Below are 24,348 nucleotides of genomic sequence, written 5' to 3'. Positions count from 1 at the left end.
CCGCTATGGCTCCGCCACAGGCATAACGGCAACGCGGTTCCGACCTTTCGACTTGGCAAGATAGGCACCTTGATCTGCGCGGGCGACCACGTCTTTGGGATCGCGATCTGCAAGCAGCAGTTCGGTCATACCAATACTCGCGGTAACGCCAAACATGCGGCCTTCGTGTTCGATTCTCAACGCTTCAACACCGGCGCGGATGCGTTCCGCAAGAGTCTTTGCTCGGGCCAGGCCGCAAGCAGGAAGAATAATACCGAACTCGTCACCGCCCAGTCGGGCGACGGTGTCAGACTGACGTACCGTCTCTTTGAACAAATCGGCAAGGCGCCGGAGCAACTCATCACCGAGCAAATGCCCACCTTCATCGTTCACCGGCTTGAAGTGGTCAAGATCAATGAGCATCAACACAGAGGTCGCATCCTGGCGCGGCATCTCGCTGAGGCATTTGTTCAGCGATGTTGTAAAGGCACGACGGTTCAGCAGTTGCGTCAGGCTGTCGTGGGTTGCTTCCCAGGACAATCTTTCTTCTTCACGCCTGCGCTCGGCATCGTCCCGGAGCACGAAAACCAATCGCTCGTTCTTCCGCCCCTGGCGAATATGAATCATGCTGAGATCCACATCGAAAACATCACCGCTGCCATTGCGGAGCGTCACGTAAAGGCTGTCGAGATCGTCACGGTCAAGAAACCACTCATGGGTGAGCGGATGATTCTCATGATCAATGCCGACCAGCTCAAAAACATTTTTGCCAAGATATTCTCCATCGGCACCCAGGAAACGGCCAGCCGCATGATTGGCGTAACGAATAACACCGCCCGTATCCGCCATCAGCACGCCGTCCTGCATCACGCTGAGTATATTTTTCGCTCTTAGCTGCTCGTCCCGCAGCGCTTTCTCTACCTCCAGTTCATGGGAAATATCCCGCACAACCGTGATGGTGCCCATGACCTTTTCAGGAGTTTCGAGAGTCGCTGTCATTACCTGACACCAAACAGGAGACCCGGCGTTCGGCCCTTGCAGCCGGAAACGATCACGGAATACCTCCTGTTTTTTCAGGGCTTGCTGCCAGCCTTTCACCGCAGAATCGCGATCATCACCCGAGACATAATCGAACAAATGCGTGCCGCTTAGCTGTGCCAACTTCATGCCAATGATGTTTTCAAACACCGGGTTCACAAAATCGATACGACCAAGAACATCGGCCTGCACAATACCGATAGGCGCGCCCCGCGTGAGTGATCGGAAAAACGCCTCGCGCTCGGCCAGGGAGCTTAAAACGTCGTCACGCTCATCCATCACCATATTGAATATTTCAGCGACCTGACTGATTTCCGAGCCACCAGAGATCCGCACAGGTTTATTCCGGACGCCCAAGTGGCGTTCATGCACCTGTAATCCAAGCTCCCCCAAAGGCGCCATCAGACGGCGAAAGCGCCACATGGCAACCGGAACAATCAGCAGGATCACAAGCAGCAAAACCCAGAGAAACGCATCCTTGAGTCGAGTAACTGGCGCGTATGCTTCGCTTGCCGGCCACACAGCCGCCACGAACCAAGGCACCTGAGACATCTGCTGAACCGAAAGAATGATGCTTTCGCCCCGACTGCTGCGTGTTTTGGCAGTACCCTCGAAACCGTCCAGAGCATCCTTAAGCGTCGGGGTGACGGTTTTTAACGGCTTCATCACCTCGCCGGTACGACCATTGGCAAGAACGATACCACTGCGGGTGACAATGGTCAGATAACCGGTTTTACCAATCGGGATACCGGAAAACTCTTCTATAAGGTGCTCGCCAGCAAGCGAAATTGCGCCTCCTAGCACGCCAATAAAACGCTGCTTATTATTGAACAAAGGGGCGGCGATCATTACCGCGGGTTTGCCTTGGTAGTGCGAGCGGTAGGGCTCGCTGATAAGGGGAGTGAACTGCTCGGACGCCAGGCGAAAGTAAGAACGATTGCTGACATCCGAGCCAATCAGATTCCGGGACTCGGGGTGCTCAGCAATCACTTTGCCTTGCGCGTCAATCAGATAAATACCATCAAACAGGTGCTGCAATGCCGTCTGGCGGCGCATCAGGATTTTTGCACGCGCGTCGAAAGCCGCCTCGCTCATGGCAAACCCCTGCGCAACATGGCTCAGTGCTTCCAGGCGCTGTGACAACTTGTCGTCCAGTTCACCGGCGACGAGTTGCGCAATGGTCTCCACCTGGTTTGCGGCCTGCTGTTCGAGCTCGGACCGACTGAGAAGCGAGCCCGCGAGCGCCACCAGAAGCGCCGTCAAAACAACCAGGCCCACAACAAGAAGTACGGCCCGGTTAACCAGACTGTCCAGCCAACGACCCATCAGCAAAGCAGAGTTACTCCGTTCTGCAGGGATTGAGTGTTAATGGTGCGGCCTCCGGTTTTGAGTGAGATTATTTGCAAAGAGTGCGTTCAATCGCGACATGAATTCTAACAGAGGCGTACTGACTGAAGGATTACAGACTTGCAAACGCAATGATAATCGCTATTATTATCATGATGTTTCAGCAAGAGCGTTAACCGGCATGAACAATTCCCTGACAACCTTCGGCTCCGCACTGACAGATGGCCCCGTCAATCAGCTGCTGGCAATGGGCGGCCCAGTCATGATGGTGCTGCTTGCCATGGCGGTTCTTGGACTTGTCACGTTTATCTACCTGTTACTCGTGGGTACACTCTACGCGCCCAGATTATCCAGAAAACTTAAAAGTCTTATTACGCTTTGGCAACAGAACCCTTCTGGCGTGCACCCGCAAGCGATTCGTCTGCAGGCCAACCGATGGGCGACACTGAACCCCCTGCTGAACCTGGTGATCAATACCATTGAGGCACAGCAGAACAATCAGGACGCTCGGCAGGTTCGCGAGACGTCAGCGAGGGATGCTCAGCAAGCGCTGGAACCTTTTGAAGCACCCCTGAAAATCATTGAAGTTATCGCTGCCCTTGCGCCTTTGCTTGGCTTGCTGGGAACCGTTCTGGGAATGATGGAGGCCTTCAGCGCCATGGCCGCAACTGCGGGCCGCGCCAATGCGTCCCAATTAAGCGGCGGCATTTACGAAGCCCTGACCACAACAGCAGCTGGCCTTGTGGTCGCTATTCCATTCGCTGCTCTGGCTGCCTGGATCGAATTCCGGTTGCGGCGTATTCATAAAATTATCAACAGCACCCTGGTTTCTGTACTCAGCGTGACGCCTGAAGCCTTCACTGGCCAACAGGAGCATGTCAGTGTGCCCGCGAGTGAAGCCCCAACCCAGGCGGCGGCGCACCAATCCCGTGCGGAGCCAGAAGCCGAACAGGAATCGGGGACTCGCGACAGGCAGCGTTTCGCTCATGCAACTGGTTGAACCCAGGCCCAGCCGGCCAATACCGATCCGCATAACACCGTTGATTGATGTGGTGTTCATCCTGCTCGTGTTCTTTATGCTGACCAGCCGGCTTCTGCCGGTGGATCATCTTGAGCTAGCCAACAACACCGACGGGCGCAACACCGTGTCGGGTGAACCACTGCCGCTGCTGACCGTCTCGCAACAAGGCAACGTGAAGTGGCAGGAGCTCACACTTCCAATCGGCCAATTGCTGGCCGAGCTTCGCCGGGCCGGTATTTCCGAGGTAAATCTCACGACCACTCCGGAAACTCAGCTAAGCCAGTTCACAGCTGCCCTTGGTGAACTGTCTCAAAATGGCATCCAGACCCACTGGAAACGCGCGACTGAAGAAACGCCATGACCGAACTGGTTCCACCGCCTTCGACCTCCGGCAAGTCTTTAATGGAACGGGTTGAAGACGCGCTTTTGCCGCTCATTAACCTGGTTTTTCTGCTACTGATGTTTTTCATTGTGGCAGGCCAGCTGGCAGACACCCCCTTGCCCGACCTGCCGACTACACCAGCGAGCGCTGAACAACAGTCACCCCATGCCGATCTGCTGGTTGATGGCCAGGGGAACTGGCGCATAGATGGAGAAACACTAAACGCGCAGGCCCTGCTTCAGAGGCTGCCGGAGCCCGACGCAAAGAACCCACTGAAAATTGCTGCTGCCAGTACCCTTTCCATGGCTCACCTTGAAACGCTTTTCCAAATGCTGGAGCAGGGTGGCTATGAGGAAATCCTGCTGCTGACGGAGCCAGAAACGTGACGAACACAGGAAGGGCCGCCCGCCTGGGGTTGCTGGTTATCGCCGTCATACTGAGCGCTGGCATCATCATGGCCGCAGCGCCAGAGAAGCCCCTTGAGATAAATCAACTTGGCAATGCGGCCGTCAATACAGCACCGGCTATCAAAATCTCGCTTGCAGGCAAACCCGCTCCGGCTCCCGCAGAAGACGCCAGCCCCGAACCTGTGCAGGAAACCAGACCCGCACCGAAGCCGAAACCTGAACCAACACCGGAGCCAGAGCCAGAGCCAGAGCCAGAGCCAGAGCCAGAGCCAGAGCCAGAGCCAGAAATGGTCGCGGAAGCCGAACCCTCGTCAACCACCGATCATTCTCCGCCAGAGGCTATGGCCAGAAACGCTTCAGAGCTGTCGCCTGAAGAAGGAGAGTCTCAATCGCAGTCATCGGTTCCACTGCAGAATGCCGGCGATCCTTCGGCAGTCGAGAATTACCTGACACGGCTCAGCCGGCACCTGTCCCGGTTCTACGAATATCCCCGCCGGGCACGCAGGCTGGGGCAGGAAGGCGCTCCGGTTATAACCTTCGAGTTCCGCCGGGACGGCTCACTCCTCGGCCACAGCCTGCGAACAGAATCCGGCCACCCCTTATTGGACGAAGCCGCCCTTTCCATGCTGGAGAAAGCAGCTCCATTACCTTCAGTCCCCGATGGCATGTCTGGCCAAACCTTTCGCTACGCACTCCCCGTCAGATTCAGCCTGCGCTGAATTTCCGCACCATTGCTGCCCAAATCGCACTGAGCCGGTGCAGGAAAGTCCACGCTGCGCGGACTTTCCCTGAGCGCTCTATCTCGCATTACCCATTGAACAAAAAAGCTTTTTCAGAAAACCGACAAGACTGGCACGACACCTGCTGAGACGTGTTCAGCAGGCCTTGGTTGTCTGCCCACACACAAGTTTATTTCAGACGACGGCGTCTGCTCACACCTGCCAATCCAACGGTAGCCAGTGAGCGGCGCCGTTTTTTTTCGCCTGTCGAAAGACGGCCAGAAAAGCACAGAGGATTACCCTATGTCTTACATCATGCCTTCGGAGTTCGTCACCAAAATGGTGGACGCCGGTGAATCAAAAATCTACATGGCCACGCGAGACGTTCTGATCCGGGCCTTCATGGCCGGTGCCATTCTGGCTCTGGCTGCAGTCTTTGCCATTACCGTGGCTGTTCAGACCGGTAGCCCGCTGGCGGGCGCCATACTGTTCCCGGTGGGGTTCTGTATGCTTTACCTGATGGGCTTTGATCTGCTCACCGGGGTATTCATGCTAACTCCACTGGCTCTTCTGGACAGACGCCCTGGAGTCGATACCAAAGGCATTCTGCGCAACTGGGGCTGGGTGTTCCTGGGTAACTTCGGTGGTGCGCTGACAGTGGCCGTAATTATGGCCTTTGTCTTTACCTACGGCTTCAACACCGACCCCGGTGCAGTAGGCGACAAGATTGCCAGCGTAGGCAAGGCTCGAACCCTGGGTTATGCCGAATTCGGCGTTGCGGGCTGGATGACAATTTTTTTGCGCGGCATGCTGTGCAACTGGATGGTTTCCATGGGCGTGGTTGGCGCCATGATTTCAACCACGGTGCCAGGCAAGGTGCTGGCGATGTGGATGCCGATCATGCTGTTCTTCTATATGGGCTTTGAGCATTCAATCGTCAACATGTTCCTGTTCCCGTTCGCCCTGATGATGGGCGGCGAGTTCTCGATTATGGACTACTTCATCTGGAACGAGGTCCCGACGGTCCTGGGCAACCTGGTAGGCGGCCTGTCTTTTACCGGCCTCACCCTTTACACCACGCACATTCGTACAGCACCCAAACGCACGGTGCCTGGCAGCTTTAATGGTGAACTGGCGCGTTCCAACTAAATGACTGACGTGGACACAAAGCCCGTGGGCCGCACCCCCCGGGCTTTGTGTCGTTGCCTGAGGCGCGAAACGGATGACCATCCAGCTTTCTGTTACCACTGGCCAGCACTCGGACAAAGGCCAGAAACCGGTTAATCAGGACTTTCATGGCCTGATAATTCCAGAAGATCCACAGCTCCGGTCCAAGGGTGTTGTTGTGGCCATCGCCGACGGCATCAGCTCCAGCAACGTTAGCCAGATTGCCAGTGAGTCTGCGGTCGCTGGTTTTTTGAGTGACTATTACTCAACGCCAGACAGCTGGTCGGTCAAACAGTCCGCCCAGCGGGTGCTGCGGGCAAACAACGCCTGGCTGCATGCCCAGACCCGGCAAAGCCGGTACCGGTATGATCAGGATCGCGGGTATGTCTGCACCCTCAGCTTGCTGATCCTGAAGTCCGCCACAGCCCATATCTTTCATGTGGGGGACGCCCGTATCTATCGGTTACAGGGTATGGCTTTGGAGCAGCTAACGACCGATCACCGGGTCTGGCTGTCCCGGGATGACAGCTGCCTGAATCGCGCCATGGGCCTGAACTCGCACCTGGACATTGATTACCTGACCGTTCCGGTGTGGCCCGGCGATACTTTTGTGCTGGCAACCGATGGCGTATATGAGCACCTGCAGGAAAACAGCATGGCCGGAATCATCCGCGAGTCCGGCGATGATCTGGATTCTGCAGCCAGACAGCTGATTGCAACGGCCCTCGCTAATGGCAGCGAAGACAACCTGAGCGTACAAATTGTGCGGGTAGACTCGATACCCGCCAACAAGAGCAATGAAGAAATCACCCGGGATGCCCAACAACTTCCGCTCGCACCGGAGCTGGTTCCGGGGCAGCTATTAGACGGCTATCGAACTCTGCGGCAGATTCATTCCAGCAGCCGCAGCCATGTCTATCTGGCAGTGGATCACGCCAGCAACCAACAAGTTGCATTGAAAGTACCGGCCATGGAAATGCAGCAGGATCCCGGAGCGCTGGACCACTTTGCTACTGAACAATGGGTGGCCCAACGCATCAACAGTCCCCACGTGGTGCGGCCCTTTGCTCCGGAACGACAGCGCAGCTGCTTGTACCTGGCCACCGAATACGTGCAGGGAATCAGCCTCAAGCAGTGGTTGCAGGACAATCCGGGTCCGGATCTGGAGACGGTGCGCCAGTTTGTAGAACAGATAGCTCGTGGGCTTCGGGCTTTTCACCGGCTGGAAATGGTGCATCAGGACCTGAAGCCGGAAAATATTTTGATCGATAGCCAGGGCACCGCGGTGCTCATCGACTTTGGCGCTACCCGCATCGCCGGATTGCAGGAACTCCAAGAGCATGATGAGCCCGGCTGGCCCAGGGGCGCGGCGCTTTATAGCGCTCCTGAAACCTTTCTGGGGGAACCCGCGGGCTGGCAGGCCGACCAGTTTTCTCTCGGCGTGATCACCTATCAGTTGCTGACCGGCCAATTACCGTATGGCACCCGCGTGCCAGGCATCCGCAACCAGAGCCAGTTACGTAAGCTCAGCTATAATCCCGCCCGCCTATACCGGGACGACCTGCCCGATTGGGTTGATGAGGCCCTGGCCCGGGCTCTGCACCCCGAACCCCACAAACGCTATCCGGCACTGTCTGAATTCCTGTTTGATTTGCGACAGCCCAGCCATCACTGGAACCAACAGCACCGAAAACCCCTGATCGAACGCCATCCAGTAGGTTTCTGGCAAGGGCTATCAGCTCTGTTGTTGCTCGCTCTCATGATGTCGTTCGCGTATCGACCGTGATCTGGGCAATTTATTACCCAGCCAGCAAGGGCTCGCCCGGTTGCCAGGCAAGGGTTTGCTCATAACTCAGGCGCATCGCCTATAAATATCTTATGCCGCTGTTTTAATTGCATTTTATTACGTTGGTATGCGCTTTGCTGTAAGTGATCTCGTCCAGGGAACACCCCGGGGACGAACATTCACTTAAACGTCATGGAGCAGACTATGCCAACCCCTTGTTATATCGCTATTGAAGGTAAAACCCAGGGCAACATCACCGCCGGAGCATTCACGTCCGATTCCGTCGGCAACATATACGTTGAAGGCCATGAAGACGAAGTACTGGTACAGGAATTCAGCCACGTTGTTACCGTTCCTACCGATCCCCAGTCTGGCCAGCCTTCCGGCCAACGCGTGCACAAGCCGTTCAAGTTCACATCCGCGCTGAACAAATCAACGCCGCTGATGTACAACGCCCTGGCTTCCGGCGAAATGCTGCCGAAGGTTGAGCTGAAGTGGTACCGCACCTCTGTAGAGGGCAAACAGGAGCACTTCTTCTCAACCATCCTGGAAGATGCCACCATCATCGACGTCAACTGCAACATGCCACACTGCCAGGACGCCGCCAGTGCTGACTTCACACAGCTGGTCACTGTTTCCCTGTCCTACCGCAAAGTAACCTGGGAGCACACTGTTGCCGGGACTTCCGGAGCAGACGACTGGCGCTCCCCAATCGAGGCCTGATAAATCCAGAACCTCGACACTAACCTCGCGCCGGAGTCCGGCGCGAGGTTTATGGCTTCAAGGACGAAGACATGAGCGATACACTTACACAAAGCGACGTGGATATAATTCAAGCGATAATTGGTACATTTTATGGGCAAGGCAATGCCCGGAAATTTACCGCACCCTCAATAACCGACGAGACGGTAATTGCGATATCCAAATTGCTGTCAGAGGCCGAAGATTGCAGTACTTGGATCGATTCGGTGCCTGCGCCACAAGATTTGCTATTGCCAGCGAATAAACTCAGAAAATGGGCTTTACGGGTCATTCGCAAATCTGGTGAACCTTTTCTGATGGGCAATGTGAGAATTAACATGATGTGCAAGCGCTTCCGCGCCGCACAGTTCAAACCTGTTATTATTGACTCATTGTACCGATAAGGAGAGCTTTTAATGACAAGGTTTGTCACGCTGATCGTTTTGATGGTTGGCTTCATTTCGGGTTGCGCCTCGCTAACGAGTCAACCTATTGAGTTTCACACCACAGCAAATGTCAGCTTCAAAATCAGTAGCAGCCAATTCGATACTGTGGAGCTTCAACCATCAGAACTTCAACTCTGGAAGAACTCCGATCTGGTTGGTTCAATAACCACCATTGAAACCAACCCGCTGTTCGAGTCGGCTATCAAAGAGGTGAAACAGGGATTTGTGGAGGCACATAAAGGACCCGGAACACCAAGCGAACTAGCGTTACCAGAGGGCGCTTATGGATTTGCATCATCTTTTCGTGGTTATACAACGGCTTTTATTGCAAGAGCTGATAATACCGAGTCATGGATAACAATTGGCGTAAGAAATGATGTTTTCGAAGAAGTCATTTCGTCAATGGTCCTCCAATGAAAATCATCGTAACCGTCATACTCGCTTTGATTCTCTCCGGCTGCGCATCAACTCAGTCAATATCATTTTCACCCAGCCATGATTACGCGGTGTCAGTTCAATCATCTTTATTTGATGCTGTGCGTATCGACGAGAACGACACTTCCTTCTTTCGCAATGGGAAAGCTATCGGGTTTATCCGGGTTGAGCCAATACCCAAGAGCGTTTCTTCGACTTCAAGTTTTTTAAGCAAGCTCAGATCCGACTCTGAGTCAGAGGCCGTTAAAACAAAACCACTGAGTTTTTCATCCGGGTTCACAGGGTTTTCTGCGGCCCAGTTCTACGCCACCCACTTCCGACCACTAGCCGCAAACTCCACCACCAGCTCAAACACGTTGTCGCACTTTTCCTTGAACGCCACGCGGTCATAGCTTTCCGGAAGATCCTTATCCAGAACCTCTTCAATGGCAGCCTTTACAGCCCGTTGAGTCTGGCCATCTTTCCACCAGTCCTGAACCAGTACTTTGGGGTGCCCTTCCAGTAACCGGATAATCAGATCCTTGGCCGCCAACTTGACCTTCTGCTCTTCCGACTTGGTGAGCTTGTCTTTCTTGAGCAGGTCGTAGATCTCCAACTCTTCTTCCGTCAGCCCTTCCCGAATGTGGCGCTCGGATTCCTCCCGCAAGTTACCAACGTACTCAACAAGATCCTCAAAATATGCATCAGCAGATGAGCTACCGGAATTGTATTTGTCGATGATCTCCTGAAGCCGCTGAGCGAAGTCCATGCGAGTGTGGTTCTGCTCCAGTAACTGTCGCAGTTTGTGTTCAATAAACGCCCGGAGCTCCGCGATCTCAATATGCTTGTACTCTGCTTTTCCGAAATCTTCCCGAAGCTTGTCGTAGTTGATCTTGCTCAGATCCCAGCCCTGTCCTTTCTGGACGATTTCGTATTCCGCTTGGTGATCTTTGATGCTAAACGCTTCTGCGTTGTCCACCACCACGCTCTCATCCAACAACTCGGAAATCTTCTGGCTAACCGCATCAATATCCGTCTGTTCCACCAGCGCATCCACAACGCCCCGCAGATACTGGATTGCAGCAATTCGCAGGTTGCCATGCAGCTGAAAAACCTCCGGTTTGCATGCCTCGTAAAGGGCCGTCACCGTGTTTTCATAGACGTTGAACTGCTTTCGCCATTCTTCATTGCTTAACAGGGTATCCGCCGCCTGGTTAAAGAAGCCGATGCTCTTGAACGTATCCCGCTTCTCGAAGACGACCTCCATTTCAATATCGCGCTCCCGACAGAATTCCAGCGTTTGGACAACGGCATCATCCAACAATTTAAAAAGTTCCGACTTCTCCTGAACCGGCGGTGCTTCGCCATCCGCTCCTTGCGCATAATCTTTCAGCGCCTTACGCATGTTGCGAAACACGTTGTAGTAATCAACAATCTCGCCGTTCTTTTTTTCCACCAGATCGCCGCTATGGCCCTTGATCCGATATGAAGCGACACGATTGGCCCGGGCGATAGTCTGCATCAGGGAGTGGCCTTTCATGGGTTTGTCGAGGTACAGGGTTGATACCGTGGGGGCATCAAACCCGGTGAGCCACATGGCGCACACAAACACCAGTTGCAGAGGGTGTTCCGGGTCTTTGAAGTTGTATTCCACGTCGTGCATGTGCTCATCAAGCTGATCCAGGCGTTTGATGTGGGGTTTGATATCCAGCCCCTGGCGTTCAAACCTCTCTTCATCGGCTTTGGGATCGCTGATCACCACGGCCATCTCGACCGTTTTCATGTAATCCCGGATCTTCTTGAAACGTGCTTTCTCGATCTCGTTTGTGGATTCCTTGATCAGCTTCAGCAACCGCTTTTGTTCGTCCTTCCAGTGCTGCTGCACCTTGTCGTACATTCGCACGGCGGTGAACTTGTCGAGGGTAATTACCATGCCTTTGCCGAGATAACCACGGCGGGGGAAGTGATAAACGATGTCTCTGGCAATGGTATCCAGCCGGTCGTCCCTCTTGATAACTTCCAGTTCCCGGGCGTACTTCTTCTCCAGTTTTTCCTGCTGGGCATCCTCCAGATCTTCGTCTTCCAGAAGCTCGTAAAACTCATCCCCAAGATCATCGTTCTGTATCAGAACCTTTGGCACGCGCTTCTCATAAAAAAGCGGCACCGTTGCATTGTCTTCCATGGCCTGCTGGAAGTTGTACTCGGATACATAATCACCAAACCAGCTATTGGTCTTGCGATCCCGGCCCAGCAGAGGCGTACCGGTGAAGGCGAGGAAGTGAGCGCCCGCCAGGCCCGCCCGCATGTTCTCCGCCAGATTCTTGTACTGGGTACGGTGAGCTTCATCCACCATCACAATGACTTCCCGGTTTTCCTTATCCGGATCGAACAGCTGTGGATACTTTCGGCCTTTGTCGTAGCGGAATTTCTGGATCAGGGTGAAAACCACCTTCTTGTTCTGCCCCAGAAATTTGCGCATTTCCTCGGCGTTCGCTGGTTGCGCGACATCTTCCTTGCGAACGGTCTCGGTGTTGAGGAAGTTCCGGTAGATCTGCCCATCCAGATCCTGTCTGTCGGTGACCACCACAAAGCTGAAATTGCCCGTGGCTTTCCGGAAAATCTTACGGGCGTAGAAAATCATCGAAAAGCTCTTGCCCGAGCCCTGGGTGTGCCAGAACACCCCCAGCTTGCCGTCGTGTTCGCGGCGGTTCAGGAAACGACCGTAGGCGTTATTAACCCCGAGGAACTGGTGGTTCTGGGCGATGATCTTGGTTTCGCCTTTGTGAAACAGCACAAAATTCTCGATGTAGTCCAACAATCGGGAAGGCTCGCAGACACCGTCTGCTGCATGCTCCAGACTGGTTGCCTGCTCAGAAATTTTCTTGCGATCTACTGGTTCTTTTTCGTTCTCCACACGGAACCAGTTGAAGAAATGTTCCCAGCCCGCCGTAAAGCTGCCCACACGGGTTTCGAGAGCGTTCGAGAGAATGCAGAAGGCGTTGGTGTGGAATAGTTGCGGTATGTCGTGCCGGTAACTGCGCAGGTTATCTTCGTAAGCATTCCGCAGCTTCACATTGGAGTTTTTCAGTTCAACGAACACCAATGGCAGGCCATTGATGTAGAGAATCACGTCGGGACGACGGTAAGCACCCTTGGGAGCCTGTCCCACGGATTTTATCCAAAGCTGGGAGACCGCCAGCCAGCGGTTCTGCTTCGGATCATCAAAATCAATCAGCTGCACCTTTTCATGCTGTTTAAAGCCTTTCTCATCATCAAACTGAACTGGCACCCCATCCCGGATGAAATCATACAGTTCCCGGTTAGCGGCAATCGGCGACATGGCGGTGCGCCGGTTCATCACCCGCTCAATGGCTTCATCGATCTTGTTTTCAGGGATACCGAGGTTCAGTTCGAGGCAGGCTTTTTTCAACTCGAGCGGGAAGATCACATCCCGCTTGTCGGCCCGGTGAGAGCCATCGTTCAGGTCTTCCGGTTTTGCGGTATAGCAATCCAGCACGTTAAAACCGTGAATATGCTGGAGGCGCTGCAACAGCGCCTGCTCGATGTTGTCTTCCGAAATAAAACTAGCCATCGGCCTGCCGACTCCATGGACCGGGTGGGTGCCAGATTTGCCCGGGGGCATCCGCAGCCTTATCTGCCATCACAGGCTCAAGGAACTCAACCACCACCGTTACAACCTCCGCGAACGCTGCCGGCGCATGGGGCTGGCCGAGGCGTTTACGGAAAGCCTGCCATTGTGTCTGCTTGCTGTCTACAAAAGCGGCAGAAAAGGGACTGGCTTCAGGGATTTCCGTTCCGCGTGTCTGGAACGTGCGTTCAACCGCACCCATCAGATTTTCCAATCTGAACTCATGCTGGCGCGAGAGCAGCCAGATATCATAAAAGTCTTTCATCCGACTGTTCAGTTCGCCAAGGTTCACCATTGCCTGAAACTTCTCAGCGATGGAAGACTCCGGTGTGTAGCACTGAATTCTGGCGGCGGGAAAATCCAGCAAGGCCGGGAACTCCAACCAGGAGGGAAAGGGAAAAACCGGGTCGCCAAACCCGATATCCAGTTGCATCGGGATTCTGGCCTTATCGAGAAAACCGGTGAAGGTCACTCTCAGCCCCTGATAATCGGCATCTTCGGTAATGCTATCCACTTTCAGAGTGTCCGGACCAAAGCGCAGGCCATCATCGACAACGTCCGCAGCAATGACATCACGAACTTGCTCTAAAATCGCTTCGGGCTCATTGCTGGTCTGGCCCAGCATATCAATATCCCGGGTCGGACGGCTGTTCGGCCCCTGCATGGCCCAAAGCATCAGCGCGCCCTTGAGGGTGAAACAGTGGTTATGGGGCGACTGGCTCAGCCGGTATAAAAACCGCTCCATTGCGTAATACTGCAACAGTTCTTGAAAGGGGCGCTTCTCTTCCCTGGATTTATTCAGCAGCTTCTGACGAACAGACGCGGCGACATTTTTGGCCATAGTGATCTCCTTTCACGTTTGTTTATTCCATTAAGAACCTGACCATATTCACAGCTTGGCCTCCACATAGGGTGCCATCACATTAGCAACCCGGCAGATTCTGGCGTATTCCATCAGTTTGCCTGGCCGGAAGGTTTTGCGGGTGCGGTAGAGCTCCAGCGCTTCCAGCACCACATCCATACCGATGCGGTTGCGGAACTTGAAGCAGTCTGCCAGGGTTTTCTCCGGGCTGTAGACCTGCAGTGTGATGCCATCCACCGTCACCTGCTCTATGCCTTCACTGAATGCCCGCCCGGAGAACCGGTAACCAGCCGTCGGGGGATAATCCAGAACCGGCAGGCGAGCATCCCGCTCAACCGCGAGATGCACCTGATGGGGAATCTGCGTGGTGATGCCGTGCCAGTCCAGCGCAGAAATCAGGCACAGCACCGCATGGGGGAAACGGGTAACGGCGGCGACCAGATCCGGATTTTCAATAGGCGGCAGATCCGCCAGCCGGTATAGGCCCCGGCTGACCGGCTCAATCAGCCCCTCATCCCGGAGCTGATAGAACTGGTACCGGTTGATGCCCTGGGCCATCGCCTCGCTCAGGCGAAGCTGGCCGCCGTGCTGGCGGAACAGGGATTGGAGTTGCACCCGGGAAGACCGGGTGGAATCAGACTCAGACAAACTGTCACCACTTATTTATATCTGGTGACAGTTTGTCTGATTACTGCCAAGGGTTCAAGCGACGGCTTCGACAGGGCTCTCTGCTTTGCCATTCTGCATGGAGGGTGGAAACTGGATATCCAGGTTTTCAACGGAGAGTTTTCCGGAGATCAGGCGGGAGAGGAGTTGGGTTTTGGTTTTCTCTAGATTGTCGCTCATCTTAGTCAGAGTTTTTTTCTGTTCGTAGAGCGGCTTCACCAGTCTGTCGAATTGGTCAATCAACTCGCCATCTGGGACAAGCACGTGATTTGAGTATGCCTGTTTTCGATTCAACCCCGGCACGGCTGCATCGTTGTTTATAAAGTTGACTGAATGCAGGAGGTAGTACAGGAAATGTTCGCTCAAGTCAGATTCAACGAAGTACACCGTATCGATTGGATAAAAGGCAACGTCTGACCAGTGAATAGCGCCCACATTCCCCTTTCGACCTACAATTATCCCCGGTCGCTGAACAAAGGCTTCATTGTGGAAACCAACGACACCACTAGAGCCATAAACAGGAACCGCGCCTTCAAGGCGGTCCTCGTTTTTGAGAGCTTTCCCATACTGTAGGGACAAGATGTCACTAAGCTTCTTTACCGGCCAGCCAACTGGAAGCCCCTTCTCAAACTCCGCCTCCTGCCACCCTGGAAACCGGAACCGCACAAACCACTCGCGGTAGATTTCCTCGGTCATTTTTTCCAGAAGGGTGATGCGGCGTTTGTTGTTTTCGATCAGGTCGTCGTAGCTGGTGAGAATGGCCGCAACTTTTCGCTGCTGGCTTAACTCTGGAGCAGGAAAATTGATAGACAGCAGCTTCTCCAGACTCATGTTGTCCTGAGTTGTCCCTTGGGAAATCGAGCGCATCTGAAGCTGGAAAGTATCAAGGCAATACTTTACATACCTCGTATCTGCGACGCTCTCAAAGGCATTAAAGCCAATAACGCTGTCCGGGAAACAAGCTGGATAACTGAGAATCGCAGTATCTGCGATATTTGCGGCAATCGTTATGCACAGAGTACCCTCAGGCCATAACTTGCTCTGCCCCAAACCTTTTTCGTTATAGGTTTGGGAGTGACTGGTTATATACAACGGAGCGTGCTTGACATCTCCCGTTTGAATGAAGGGATACTGCCCGTCAAACAACTGTGGGTCGTTCCTGGGACGGTGTTTAGATTTCCCTCTAGCAACGGCACCCAATTCATTTAACTTATACTTATTCATCAATCCCCACCATTTTCGCCAGATTCTGCTGGATAACAGCATGAAGTTGTTGGCTAAGCGCGGATGACTCGACGTATTGCTCGTTTAGAATAGTGATTTCGGAAATGAACTCTTCCTCACTTCTTCCATCCTCTTCAATCACAACCCCCACATACCGCCCAGGATTCAGAGAGTAATCCTGCTCCTTAACTTCCTCCGGCGTAGCCAGCTTGCACAGGCCAGTCACATCCTCGTACTCGGCGTTCGGGAAGCGTTCCTGCAGCCAGTGGATATGCTGGTAGTAACTCTCCGCGCTGCGAACTTCCTTGTGCAGTTCTTCCAGAGCGTCCTTCAGGCGGCGAGCATTACGGTCAGTGGTGGTGCGCTTACCGGCTTTTTGGGCTCCTTCAGCTTTGGCCTTTTCATGCTGGCGCACTATCTTATCCAGTTGCTTCAGCCCTGTGTGCAATTGCTGGAAGAAGGGATCAAATTTCGCCCTCAGTTCCCGCTGATTGCGGTTGGCAATCTCCACAGCACCCGGTGCAGTCAGGTGCAGGTCGGCAGCCTCTGTGTAGTCATCATTGGCCTGCTTCAGCGCTTTGAGGCCCTGCCACTGGCTGACCAGTTCGCCCACTGCCTGTTTGCCTTGGGCGTCATCCAGCACCTCCAGTAACTGCTCGCTGACCGGCTCCACTTTTTCCCGATTGATCAGCAGTTGGTCTATGCCCTTGCGGAAGTAGCTGTCTACCAATCGGATGAAGTCGGCCCGCTTGCCTTTGTGCAGCTTACTGATGATGGCGATGTTCTGGATCTGTTGCTCGCTGAACTCCCGGTGGGCACGGTCGATCTGAGTAAAGATGTTGCGGGCATCGATAAACAGGATGCGGTCGTCCTGCTTGTTCTTGTCGAAGAACCATAGGGTTGCCGGCAGGGTAACCGTGTAGAACATGTTGGACGGCAGAGTGAGCATGCCGTAGATCAGGTTGTTCTCGATCAGGGTGCGGCGAATGTCTGCTTCGCTGTGGCGGGCATCGGAGGCGGAATTGGCCATGACCAGCGCCGCCCGGCCGCTGTCCGGCGTATTGTTCTTCAGGGAGGTAGCAAACAGGTTGATCCACAGGTAGTTGCCGTTGGGAACCGTTTCCTTCCCCTGTTCGCTGGCCTTGGCCTTGGTTTTCTTACGAGGCAAGCCGTAAGTATGGAAGCGTGGGTCGTCCTCCACGGCGGCCAAAGGGACGTCATCCACATTAAACGGCGGATTGGCCAGCACAAAGTCGAACTTGCCGAAGCCATCAAAGGGGTTTTCGGTGTAACTGTTGGCTTGGCGTATCTCGCCCCGCAGGCCGTTGACAGCCAGGTTCATCTTGGCCAGCTTGACGGTGTCCAGGGTCTTTTCCTGGCCGTAAACGTAGAGCTGGTCTTCGTCGTGAGTTTCGCCCAGCTCGTCCAGCTTCCTGCGATGGCGCTCCACAAAGTGCTGGGACTGCACAAACATCCCTGCTGACCCACATGCAGGGTCGTACACGGTGCCATGGTGAGGCTCGATGATTTCCACCATCACTTTAACGACCGAGGGAGGCGTGAAAAACTCACCACCTTTCTGGCCTTCACTCAGGGCGAACTTACCGAGAAAAAATTCATAGATTTTACCGAAGATGTCGCCGCTGGCATCGTGCGGAATGTCGGAGAGGTTTTTTAGCAACTCCGCCAGCAGAGTATTGCTGGTGCGGGTAAGCGCGACATATTCATCCTTTGGAAGAATTCCATCCAGCTCGGGCTTGTATTCCTCGATGGCTTCCATGGCCTGTTTGATTTTTTTGGCCAGGTCTTCCTTTTCCGGCAGCTCCAGCAGGTAGTGGTAACGAGCGTGATCTGGGAGGTAAAAGCCGCATTTCCGGATGGCAATTTCGGAAATTGGCTTTTCACGGCGGGTGCCTTTGAGTTCCGCGAATTCTTTGGCGATGTCCGGCTCGGCCCGCTTGTACTTGTTGTCGGCAAATTTCAGAAAGATCAGCCCGAGCACCGGGGTGGCGTATTCGCTGGATTTGAGATCGGAGTTGGCCCGCAGGTTGTCGGCGGCAGACCACAGGTCGTCTTCAAGCTGTTTGAGCTGTTCGGCATTCATGGCGGAAAGGCATCTCCTGAAACAACCACTACACAAAATGTGGAGGAGACTCTAAACAACATTGAACGGGTGAGCCATAGCAAACACGCTATTCGAACGTTATTCTTGTTGAAATCTATTACCCATACCATGAGGCGTGTAGCCCTTCAATTGATATGAGCGATCCGAAATCCCAAGTCCGCAAGCTCGGCGAACTGATGTGCACGGTTACCGAACAGATTCTCTGGCAACCCGCCGCAGGCTGGGTCCGGCAACGGGTATCAGGCAGCACTCTGGTGTGCCGGGTGGGCTCCGGGCAGGCGACTTATCATCGTTTTGAACCGCAGTACAAGCAGCACCAGATCACCTACGGTCTTCGGATGATTCAGGCCAAACATCAGCCTGATACGGCCAGTGGCTGGCTCTCAGCCCGGGAAATCCAAAAACGGGGTTATTTCGACGGTGAGTTGAGCACGCTAAACCTGCTGGCGCACACCTGCTGCCACGAGTTCGCACACCTGTTACAACACAGCGCAGGCAAGAGATATCGTGGCTCGGTTCACAACCGGCATTTCTACACCATTCTTGATGAATTGTATGAAAGTGGTGGTGCAGATGCGACACGGGAGACACTGGCGAGGGAGGCAAATGAACGACAGATTCCTTTATCCAGTGAACCTTTCCAGCTCCCTGATCCGGCACGCCAGCCGTCGCCCTGGCAAGTAGAGGATGTCGTCGCTTTCGGCTCAGGCGCTCGGGAATTTCACGGAGAGATTGTCCGGGTCAACCGGAAAACGTGCACCGTCGACGGGACGGGTAAATTCCGGGGCCAGCGCTACCGCGTCCCTATATCGATGCTGCGCAGGGTGCGCTGACACATAATTGAAGACACTGCTTACCCGGTTTCTAAAATCTCATCCTGCAACAGCTCACGAATTTCAGGAACGCAGGAGCCACAATTTGTGCCACATTTCAGAATCTTCCCCAAAGCCTCCACTGTCTTCTGGCCACCACGAATGGCGTTGACGATTTGGCGGTCCCCCACCTGAAAGCAGCTACACACCAGCGCTCCGATCTCTTCTGTGTCAACAGATCGCCCCGCAAGCAAACACTGTCGCTGATCCGGGCTCAACCGGTCCGCCGCAAAGCACTCATCCAGCCAGGCCAGATCCGGCAACAGACCAACGTCACTATCGACAAGAAGAACGGCCACCAACCGGCCATCAACCACTCGAGCCGCCCGGAATCGGCCTTGCGCGGAATCGGCCATAACCAACTGCGGCTCCCCCGCCAACAAGCCAGCCACCTCAGTTCCCCAGTTCATCGTCTGGCTGCCTGCCAGCCACCAACTGTCACTATGAGCCAAAGGCTGTCGGCACCAGTAGTCACACCGTTCCGTAAGTCCCGGCTGCTTGTCGTTTCCCGGGCGCAGCATCAACCGGGCTTGCCACCCGCGGGCAAGTCGGCGAAGGCTGGCAACACCGTGCTTGCTTTCCGGCTGCCCGGAAACCGGATCCGTTACGGCGGAAATCAGATTCGTTGCCACGCCTTGTGAAGCGAAGCATCCACTCCAATGAATCGGTATAAACACCTCACCAGGCCGCTGATCTGTTGTCAGTCGGGCACGACCAGTAAATGGCTCAGGTCCGGGGCCGGCAAGCTGGCACAGCGCTCCTTCGCAAACATCAAGGCCAAGCGCATCGCTCGGGTGGATCTCAACGAAGGGTTCCTGGCGGTGTGTCAGAAGCCGCGAGGCCAGCGCTGTCCGTGTCATGGTGTGCCATTGATCACGAATCCGACCGGTGTTGACCACAAACGGGTAGCGGCTAGTTGCGATCTGGCGGGGCAACCCGGCAGAGATGGGCACCAACCGTGCCCGTCCGCCATCCGTAGCAAAGCGTCCCTCAGAGAACAGTCGGGGTGTGCCAGTTAAAACGCCGGTCTCATCAACAGCGACGGGCCATTGGATCGGCTTCAGTTGGTTATACTGCGCCTCTGTTAATTGGCTCAGGGCACTGATATCAAACACTTGATGGCCATCACTGGCCCTGCAAGCGAGGCCAGAGAGCGCCGCGTGTTCCCGGAAAATATCCGCAGGGCTCTGATACTGGAACGCCTCGGCATACCCAAGCTCGCACGCCACCGAAGTCAGTATCCGCCAGTCCGGCCAAACCTCGGCGGGTAAAGGCAGGAAGGATCGCTGACGGGAAATGCAACGTTCCGAATTGGTTACTGTGCCGTCTTTTTCTCCCCAGCCGGCCGCCGGCAGCAAAATATCGGCAAACCTGGTGGTATCCGTACTCGCCATACAATCAGACACGATCACCGTCGGGCAACCCGCCAGTGCCTCACGAACCCGTGCCGAATCTGGCAGGCTAACCGCGGGATTGGTACCCATAATCCAGAGCACCCTGATATCACCACGGTGCACGGCTTCGAACAGATCAACGGCCTTAAGTCCAGGCGCTTCCGGAAGGCGATCTGTGCCCCAGAATCGGGCCAACCGTTCGCGGGCACCCGGAGTATCGTATTCCATGTGAGCGGCCAGGGTATTAGCCAGCCCCCCAACTTCCCGCCCGCCCATGGCGTTGGGCTGACCGGTCAGCGAGAAAGGGCTGGCCCCTGGCTGGCCAACACGCCCTGTAGCCAGGTGGCAATTGATAATGGCGTTGCATTTGTCGGTACCATTTACCGCCTGGTTAACCCCCTGGGAGAAGGCTGTCACGGTCCGGGGTGTGTCGGCAAACCAGCGGTAGAACCGCTCGACGTCAGCTTCGTCAAGATCACATTGGGCGGCAACCGACGTTGTCGACGGCGCAACCTCTTGAGCGCACGCCAGGGTTTCCGCAAAGCCGGTGCAGTGTTCCGCGATATAGGTCTTATCTGTTGCATTGTGTTGCGCCAGCCACACCATCAAACCGTTGAACAGAACCGTGTCCGTACCCGGTTTCAGTTTAAGGTGCAGGTCCGCAAGCTCTGCGGTTGCGGTTCGACGGGGATCTACGACCACCACCCGACGACCGGCCCGTTGCGAAGCCTGCATCCGCTGGTAAAGAACAGGGTGAGCCCAGGCGGCATTGCTACCCGCCAGCACCAGAAGATCCGCAAGTTCCAGGTCTTCATAGCACCCGGGGACACAATCCTCGCCAAAAGCACGTTTGTGGGCTGCCACCGCCGAGGACATACAAAGACGGGAGTTGGTGTCCACATGGGGCGTGCCAATAAACCCTTTGGCAAGCTTGTTGGCGACAAAATAATCCTCCGTCAATAACTGGCCCGACAGATAAAAGGCCACAGAACCTGGGCCGAATTGAGTAACCGCATCACGAATGACGCTGGACACCTTGGCAAGGGCCTCTGGCCAGCTTCGGTCCTCACCGGCAATCCGGGGCTTTAACAGCCTTCCATTGGGCACCAGGGTTTCATGCAACGCCGAGCCTTTCACGCACAGCCGCCCCTGATTGGCCGGGTGGCTCTCATCGCCGGTTACGCCAGATAGCGTCGCCGCAACACCACAACCCACACCACAATAAGGGCAAGTGGTTTGAGTGCCGACAGTCGGTTTAACCTCGATATCCACGCTTTGCCCTCTTTAGTCTGTGTTTGACGGCTGTTTCGTTCATACCCGGGGCTGAGTGCAATAACAGGGCCACCCCAGGCCCAAAGACATGAAGATGGCATTCAAACGCGGTGTATAGCGCCCGCTACCCAGTATCCTGGCTTTGACAAGAGCCAACCTGATGTGAGGCGTTCGTTTCACAATGGTGCAAAAGACCGCCAGCCTGCACCAAAGCAAACCGACAAAACCTGTAAAAACACGCTGTGGAATTATAATTTCTCCGTTACTTGTTGTTTTAAAGTGTCTTTTCATCGCTGGCACAAGCTGTGCAACTGCTGACTTGAACATTCAGGAACACACAAGTTAAACGGGCAAAGGCGCCTGCCTTCCGACAGCGGAGGGCGGGCTTTTTTTTGCCTGAAGGAATGTCACGAGGTAAGAGTTCATGAAGACACCCCTGAAAATCATCACCGGAACACTCCATCAGCTGGTGGGATTGGCCACGGCGGTCTCCCTGATAGCCAGCTCCGGCATCGCCCAGGCCGAGATTGGCGCTCCGGAAAAGCCGGATCTGAAACTTGGATTCATCAAATTGACCGACATGGCTCCGCTGGCCGTAGCCTGGGAGCGCGGTTTCTTTATGGATGAAGGCTTGTTTGTGGAGCTGGAGGCCCAAGCCAACTGGAAGGTCCTGCTGAACCGGGTCATCACCGGCGAGCTGGACGGCGCCCACATGCTGGCGGGCCAGCCCCTGGGTGCCTCCATTGGTTATGGAACACAGGCCGATATCATTACCGCGTTCAGCATGGACTTGAACGGCAACGGCATCACCGTCTCCAATGATGTCTGGAAGACCATGAGCCAGCACATCCCGGAGCAGGACGGCAAGCCGGTGCATCCAATCAGCGCCAGCGCCCTGAAACCGGCTGTTGAACAGTCCCTTGCGAGGGGCGAACGCTTTCGCATGGGCATGGTATTTCCGGTCTCGACCCACAATTACGAGTTACGCTACTGGCTGGCGGCAGGTGGGCTGAACCCCGGCTATTACGCGCCCCAGCGAGGTGACACCAGCGGCACCTTGAAGGCAGACGTGCACCTGTCTGTCACACCGCCGCCACAAATGCCCGCCACCCTGGAAGCGGGCACCATCCAGGGCTACTGCGTGGGCGAGCCCTGGAACCAACAGGCCGTGTTCAAAGGCATAGGCGTTCCGGTGATCACCGACTACGAGATCTGGCCCAACAACCCGGAGAAGGTATTCGGCGTCAGTCAAGCCTGGGCCGAAGAGAACCCCAATACCCATTTGCATCTCCTGCGTGCCCTGATTCGCGCTGCCTACTGGCTGGATGAAAACAACAACGCCAACCGGGAAGAGGCTGTCGAGATCCTCGCTCGCCCGAGCTATGTGGGCGCAGATGCCGAAGTCATTGCCAACTCCATGACAGGCACTTTCGAGTACGAAAAAGGCGATGTCCGGGAGGTGCCAGATTTCAACGTCTTTTTTCGCCATCACGCCACCTACCCGTACCCGTCTGATGCCATCTGGTATCTCTCGCAGATGCGTCGCTGGGGTCAGATCCCCGAGGCCAAACCGGACGACTGGTATATGAAAACAGCCGCACAGGTATACCGCGGAGACATCTACGCCAAGGCTGCCAAGTCCCTGGTCGACGATGGTTTGATGAAGGCCGAGGATTTCCCCGACTTCAGCCAGGAAAATTTTACCCGCCCGCATCAGGGTGAGCTGATTGACGGCGTCGCCTTCACGCCACACCAGCCCAACGCTTATATCGACAGTTTTGATATTGGCCTGAAAGGCGCCGACGCACCGTAATCGGCAGCACGCAGGAGAACGACATGAGTACGCTAACCAATCCAAGTTCCGGAACCGGAGTCGTCAGCTGGCTCAAAGTACTGACAGACCGACTCACTGGCGCCGAACTGGCCCAGACCGGCAAGCAGCTTTTGCTGCCAATGGTCGGCATTCTGATTTTCCTCGGCTTTTGGCATCTCGCCGCCCCCCAGGTGAACACCTCGCTGGGCACCTTTCCGGGCCCGGCACAGGTCTGGGAGCAAAGTGGGCAGCTCTGGCAGGAACACGTTAACCAGCGGGAGCGGGCGGACAAGTTCGTGACCATGCAGGAGGAGCGGAACGCCCGCATTCTGGCCGACAATCCGGGCGCTGAGGTCAAAATCCGGGGCTATCCCGGCGCCCCTACGTTTTTGGATCAGGTTGTCACCAGCCTGATTACCGTGCTGGCGGGCTTCTTCCTTGCGACGGTCATTGCTGTGCCGCTGGGCATCGTATTTGGCCTTAACCACTACTTTCAGGCAGCGGTCAATCCGCTGATCCAGATCTTCAAACCGGTGTCACCACTGGCCTGGCTGCCACTGGTCACCATGGTGGTCTCCGCCACTTACGTCAGTGACGACCCGATGTTCGAGAAATCATTCCTCACCTCCATGATCACCGTGACCCTGTGCAGCCTGTGGCCCACGCTGATCAACACCAGCGTGGGCGTGGCTGCGGTGAATCCCGATCTGCTGAACGTATCCCGGGTTCTGCGATTGTCGTTCTGGACACATGTGAGAAAGGTCGTGCTGCCGTCATCGGTACCCATGATATTTACCGGGCTTCGGGTCTCGCTGGGCATTGCCTGGATGGTGCTGATTGCCGCCGAAATGCTGGCGCAGAGCCCGGGGCTTGGCAAGTTTGTCTGGGATGAATTCCAGAACGGCAGCAGTCAGTCCCTGAGCCGAATCATGGCAGCCGTGCTGGCTATCGGCTTTATCGGCTTTCTGCTGGATCGCATCATGCAGGTGATCCAGAAACAGATTGCCTGGAACGAATAATGGAG

19 protein-coding genes are annotated in these 24,348 nt (G+C 55.2%); 12 read left to right on the top strand and 7 right to left on the bottom strand.

Annotated features, from left to right (window positions below):
- Nucleotides 1-3: 3 nt before the first annotated feature.
- Complete coding sequence (locus FFI90_RS12925) at nt 4-2,343, bottom strand: sensor domain-containing diguanylate cyclase (protein WP_144778985.1); 2,340 nt, start codon at nt 2,341-2,343, stop codon at nt 4-6.
- Between the two features lie 202 nt (nt 2,344-2,545).
- Here FFI90_RS12925 and FFI90_RS12920 point away from each other — a divergent pair, with 202 nt between their 5' ends.
- The 9 genes from FFI90_RS12920 to FFI90_RS12880 all read left to right on the top strand — a co-directional run bounded on the left by FFI90_RS12920 (nt 2,546) and on the right by FFI90_RS12880 (nt 9,450).
- Complete coding sequence (locus FFI90_RS12920; protein ID WP_144778487.1) at nt 2,546-3,364, top strand: MotA/TolQ/ExbB proton channel family protein; 819 nt, start codon at nt 2,546-2,548, stop codon at nt 3,362-3,364.
- The gene (locus FFI90_RS12915) at nt 3,351-3,746 is read left to right on the top strand and encodes an ExbD/TolR family protein (protein WP_144778486.1); all 396 of its coding nucleotides are present in this window, start codon (nt 3,351-3,353) and stop codon (nt 3,744-3,746) included. The genes FFI90_RS12920 and FFI90_RS12915 overlap by 14 nt, the downstream gene beginning before the upstream one ends.
- Nucleotides 3,743-4,153 carry an ExbD/TolR family protein gene (locus FFI90_RS12910; protein ID WP_144778485.1) on the top strand — a complete coding sequence of 137 codons (411 nt, stop codon included), beginning with the start codon at nt 3,743-3,745 and terminating at the stop codon, nt 4,151-4,153. Before FFI90_RS12915 ends, FFI90_RS12910 begins: the two co-directional genes overlap by 4 nt.
- Nucleotides 4,150-4,893: an energy transducer TonB gene (locus FFI90_RS12905; RefSeq protein WP_246123571.1), complete on the top strand. Its 744-nt coding sequence runs from the start codon at nt 4,150-4,152 to the stop codon at nt 4,891-4,893. The genes FFI90_RS12910 and FFI90_RS12905 overlap by 4 nt, the downstream gene beginning before the upstream one ends.
- A 303-nt stretch (nt 4,894-5,196) precedes the next feature.
- A complete protein-coding gene (locus FFI90_RS12900) occupies nt 5,197-6,042 on the top strand; it encodes a formate/nitrite transporter family protein (RefSeq protein WP_144778484.1) in 846 nt (281 codons plus the stop codon).
- Nucleotides 6,043-6,115: 73 nt separating this feature from the next.
- Nucleotides 6,116-7,846, top strand: coding sequence for a bifunctional protein-serine/threonine kinase/phosphatase (locus tag FFI90_RS12895; RefSeq protein ID WP_144778483.1), 1,731 nt, complete (start codon nt 6,116-6,118; stop codon nt 7,844-7,846).
- Nucleotides 7,847-8,050: 204 nt separating this feature from the next.
- Nucleotides 8,051-8,569: an Hcp family type VI secretion system effector gene (locus FFI90_RS12890; RefSeq protein ID WP_144778482.1), complete on the top strand. Its 519-nt coding sequence runs from the start codon at nt 8,051-8,053 to the stop codon at nt 8,567-8,569.
- Between the two features lie 71 nt (nt 8,570-8,640).
- A complete protein-coding gene (locus FFI90_RS12885; protein ID WP_144778481.1) occupies nt 8,641-8,991 on the top strand; it encodes a hypothetical protein in 351 nt (116 codons plus the stop codon).
- A gap of 12 nt (nt 8,992-9,003) precedes the next feature.
- Nucleotides 9,004-9,450: a hypothetical protein gene (locus FFI90_RS12880; RefSeq protein ID WP_144778480.1), complete on the top strand. Its 447-nt coding sequence runs from the start codon at nt 9,004-9,006 to the stop codon at nt 9,448-9,450.
- 319 nt (nt 9,451-9,769) lie between these two features.
- On the opposite strand, the gene FFI90_RS12875 is transcribed toward FFI90_RS12880, so the two are convergent.
- From FFI90_RS12875 to FFI90_RS12855, 5 genes are read right to left on the bottom strand one after another with little or no spacing between them, the layout of a single operon-like run.
- On the bottom strand, nt 9,770-13,039 hold the full coding sequence (locus tag FFI90_RS12875) for a type I restriction endonuclease subunit R (RefSeq protein ID WP_144778479.1): 3,270 nt from the start codon (nt 13,037-13,039) through the stop codon (nt 9,770-9,772).
- The gene (locus FFI90_RS12870; protein WP_144778478.1) at nt 13,032-13,937 is read right to left on the bottom strand and encodes a nucleotidyl transferase AbiEii/AbiGii toxin family protein; all 906 of its coding nucleotides are present in this window, start codon (nt 13,935-13,937) and stop codon (nt 13,032-13,034) included. The genes FFI90_RS12875 and FFI90_RS12870 overlap by 8 nt, the downstream gene beginning before the upstream one ends.
- Before the next feature lie 48 nt (nt 13,938-13,985).
- Nucleotides 13,986-14,606 (bottom strand): type IV toxin-antitoxin system AbiEi family antitoxin domain-containing protein, encoded by a 621-nt coding sequence (locus tag FFI90_RS12865; RefSeq protein ID WP_246123569.1) that lies wholly within the window; start codon nt 14,604-14,606, stop codon nt 13,986-13,988.
- A gap of 54 nt (nt 14,607-14,660) precedes the next feature.
- Entirely contained in the window at nt 14,661-15,848 is a 1,188-nt protein-coding gene (locus tag FFI90_RS12860; RefSeq protein WP_144778477.1) for a restriction endonuclease subunit S, read from the bottom strand.
- Nucleotides 15,841-17,952 carry a type I restriction-modification system subunit M gene (locus FFI90_RS12855; protein WP_144778476.1) on the bottom strand — a complete coding sequence of 704 codons (2,112 nt, stop codon included), beginning with the start codon at nt 17,950-17,952 and terminating at the stop codon, nt 15,841-15,843. Before FFI90_RS12855 ends, FFI90_RS12860 begins: the two co-directional genes overlap by 8 nt.
- 155 nt (nt 17,953-18,107) lie before the next feature.
- On the opposite strand from FFI90_RS12855, the gene FFI90_RS12850 reads away from it, so the two are divergent.
- A complete protein-coding gene (locus FFI90_RS12850; protein ID WP_144778475.1) occupies nt 18,108-18,806 on the top strand; it encodes a hypothetical protein in 699 nt (232 codons plus the stop codon).
- A 20-nt stretch (nt 18,807-18,826) separates the two neighbouring features.
- Here the strand turns inward: FFI90_RS12850 and FFI90_RS12845 are convergent, their stop codons facing one another.
- Nucleotides 18,827-21,511: a nitrate reductase gene (locus FFI90_RS12845; RefSeq protein ID WP_246123568.1), complete on the bottom strand. Its 2,685-nt coding sequence runs from the start codon at nt 21,509-21,511 to the stop codon at nt 18,827-18,829.
- Between the two features lie 424 nt (nt 21,512-21,935).
- Here FFI90_RS12845 and FFI90_RS12840 point away from each other — a divergent pair, with 424 nt between their 5' ends.
- Nucleotides 21,936-23,324, top strand: coding sequence for a CmpA/NrtA family ABC transporter substrate-binding protein (locus FFI90_RS12840; RefSeq protein WP_144778474.1), 1,389 nt, complete (start codon nt 21,936-21,938; stop codon nt 23,322-23,324).
- Nucleotides 23,325-23,347: 23 nt separating this feature from the next.
- The gene (locus tag FFI90_RS12835; protein WP_144778473.1) at nt 23,348-24,343 is read left to right on the top strand and encodes an ABC transporter permease; all 996 of its coding nucleotides are present in this window, start codon (nt 23,348-23,350) and stop codon (nt 24,341-24,343) included.
- Nucleotides 24,344-24,348: the final 5 nt, after the last annotated feature.

The organism is Marinobacter maritimus, from assembly GCF_007671675.1.
Taxonomy (GTDB): Bacteria; Pseudomonadota; Gammaproteobacteria; order Pseudomonadales; family Oleiphilaceae; genus Marinobacter; species Marinobacter maritimus.
The sequence above is the reverse complement of the archived record's forward strand: the minus strand, read 5'-3'. Positions and strand labels throughout refer to the sequence as shown.

Coding starts and splice junctions, on each gene's coding strand:
- FFI90_RS12850 (WP_144778475.1), top strand. CDS start 18,108: ATGAGCGATCCGAAATCCCAAGTCCGCAAGCTCGGCGAACTGATGTGC.
- FFI90_RS12885 (WP_144778481.1), top strand. CDS start 8,641: ATGAGCGATACACTTACACAAAGCGACGTGGATATAATTCAAGCGATA.
- FFI90_RS12875 (WP_144778479.1), bottom strand. CDS start 13,039: ATGGCTAGTTTTATTTCGGAAGACAACATCGAGCAGGCGCTGTTGCAG.
- FFI90_RS12880 (WP_144778480.1), top strand. CDS start 9,004: ATGACAAGGTTTGTCACGCTGATCGTTTTGATGGTTGGCTTCATTTCG.
- FFI90_RS12855 (WP_144778476.1), bottom strand. CDS start 17,952: ATGAATGCCGAACAGCTCAAACAGCTTGAAGACGACCTGTGGTCTGCC.
- FFI90_RS12925 (WP_144778985.1), bottom strand. CDS start 2,343: ATGGGTCGTTGGCTGGACAGTCTGGTTAACCGGGCCGTACTTCTTGTT.
- FFI90_RS12870 (WP_144778478.1), bottom strand. CDS start 13,937: ATGGCCAAAAATGTCGCCGCGTCTGTTCGTCAGAAGCTGCTGAATAAA.
- FFI90_RS12890 (WP_144778482.1), top strand. CDS start 8,051: ATGCCAACCCCTTGTTATATCGCTATTGAAGGTAAAACCCAGGGCAAC.
- FFI90_RS12910 (WP_144778485.1), top strand. CDS start 3,743: ATGACCGAACTGGTTCCACCGCCTTCGACCTCCGGCAAGTCTTTAATG.
- FFI90_RS12915 (WP_144778486.1), top strand. CDS start 3,351: ATGCAACTGGTTGAACCCAGGCCCAGCCGGCCAATACCGATCCGCATA.
- FFI90_RS12860 (WP_144778477.1), bottom strand. CDS start 15,848: ATGAATAAGTATAAGTTAAATGAATTGGGTGCCGTTGCTAGAGGGAAA.
- FFI90_RS12840 (WP_144778474.1), top strand. CDS start 21,936: ATGAAGACACCCCTGAAAATCATCACCGGAACACTCCATCAGCTGGTG.
- FFI90_RS12835 (WP_144778473.1), top strand. CDS start 23,348: ATGAGTACGCTAACCAATCCAAGTTCCGGAACCGGAGTCGTCAGCTGG.
- FFI90_RS12900 (WP_144778484.1), top strand. CDS start 5,197: ATGTCTTACATCATGCCTTCGGAGTTCGTCACCAAAATGGTGGACGCC.
- FFI90_RS12920 (WP_144778487.1), top strand. CDS start 2,546: ATGAACAATTCCCTGACAACCTTCGGCTCCGCACTGACAGATGGCCCC.
- FFI90_RS12895 (WP_144778483.1), top strand. CDS start 6,116: ATGACCATCCAGCTTTCTGTTACCACTGGCCAGCACTCGGACAAAGGC.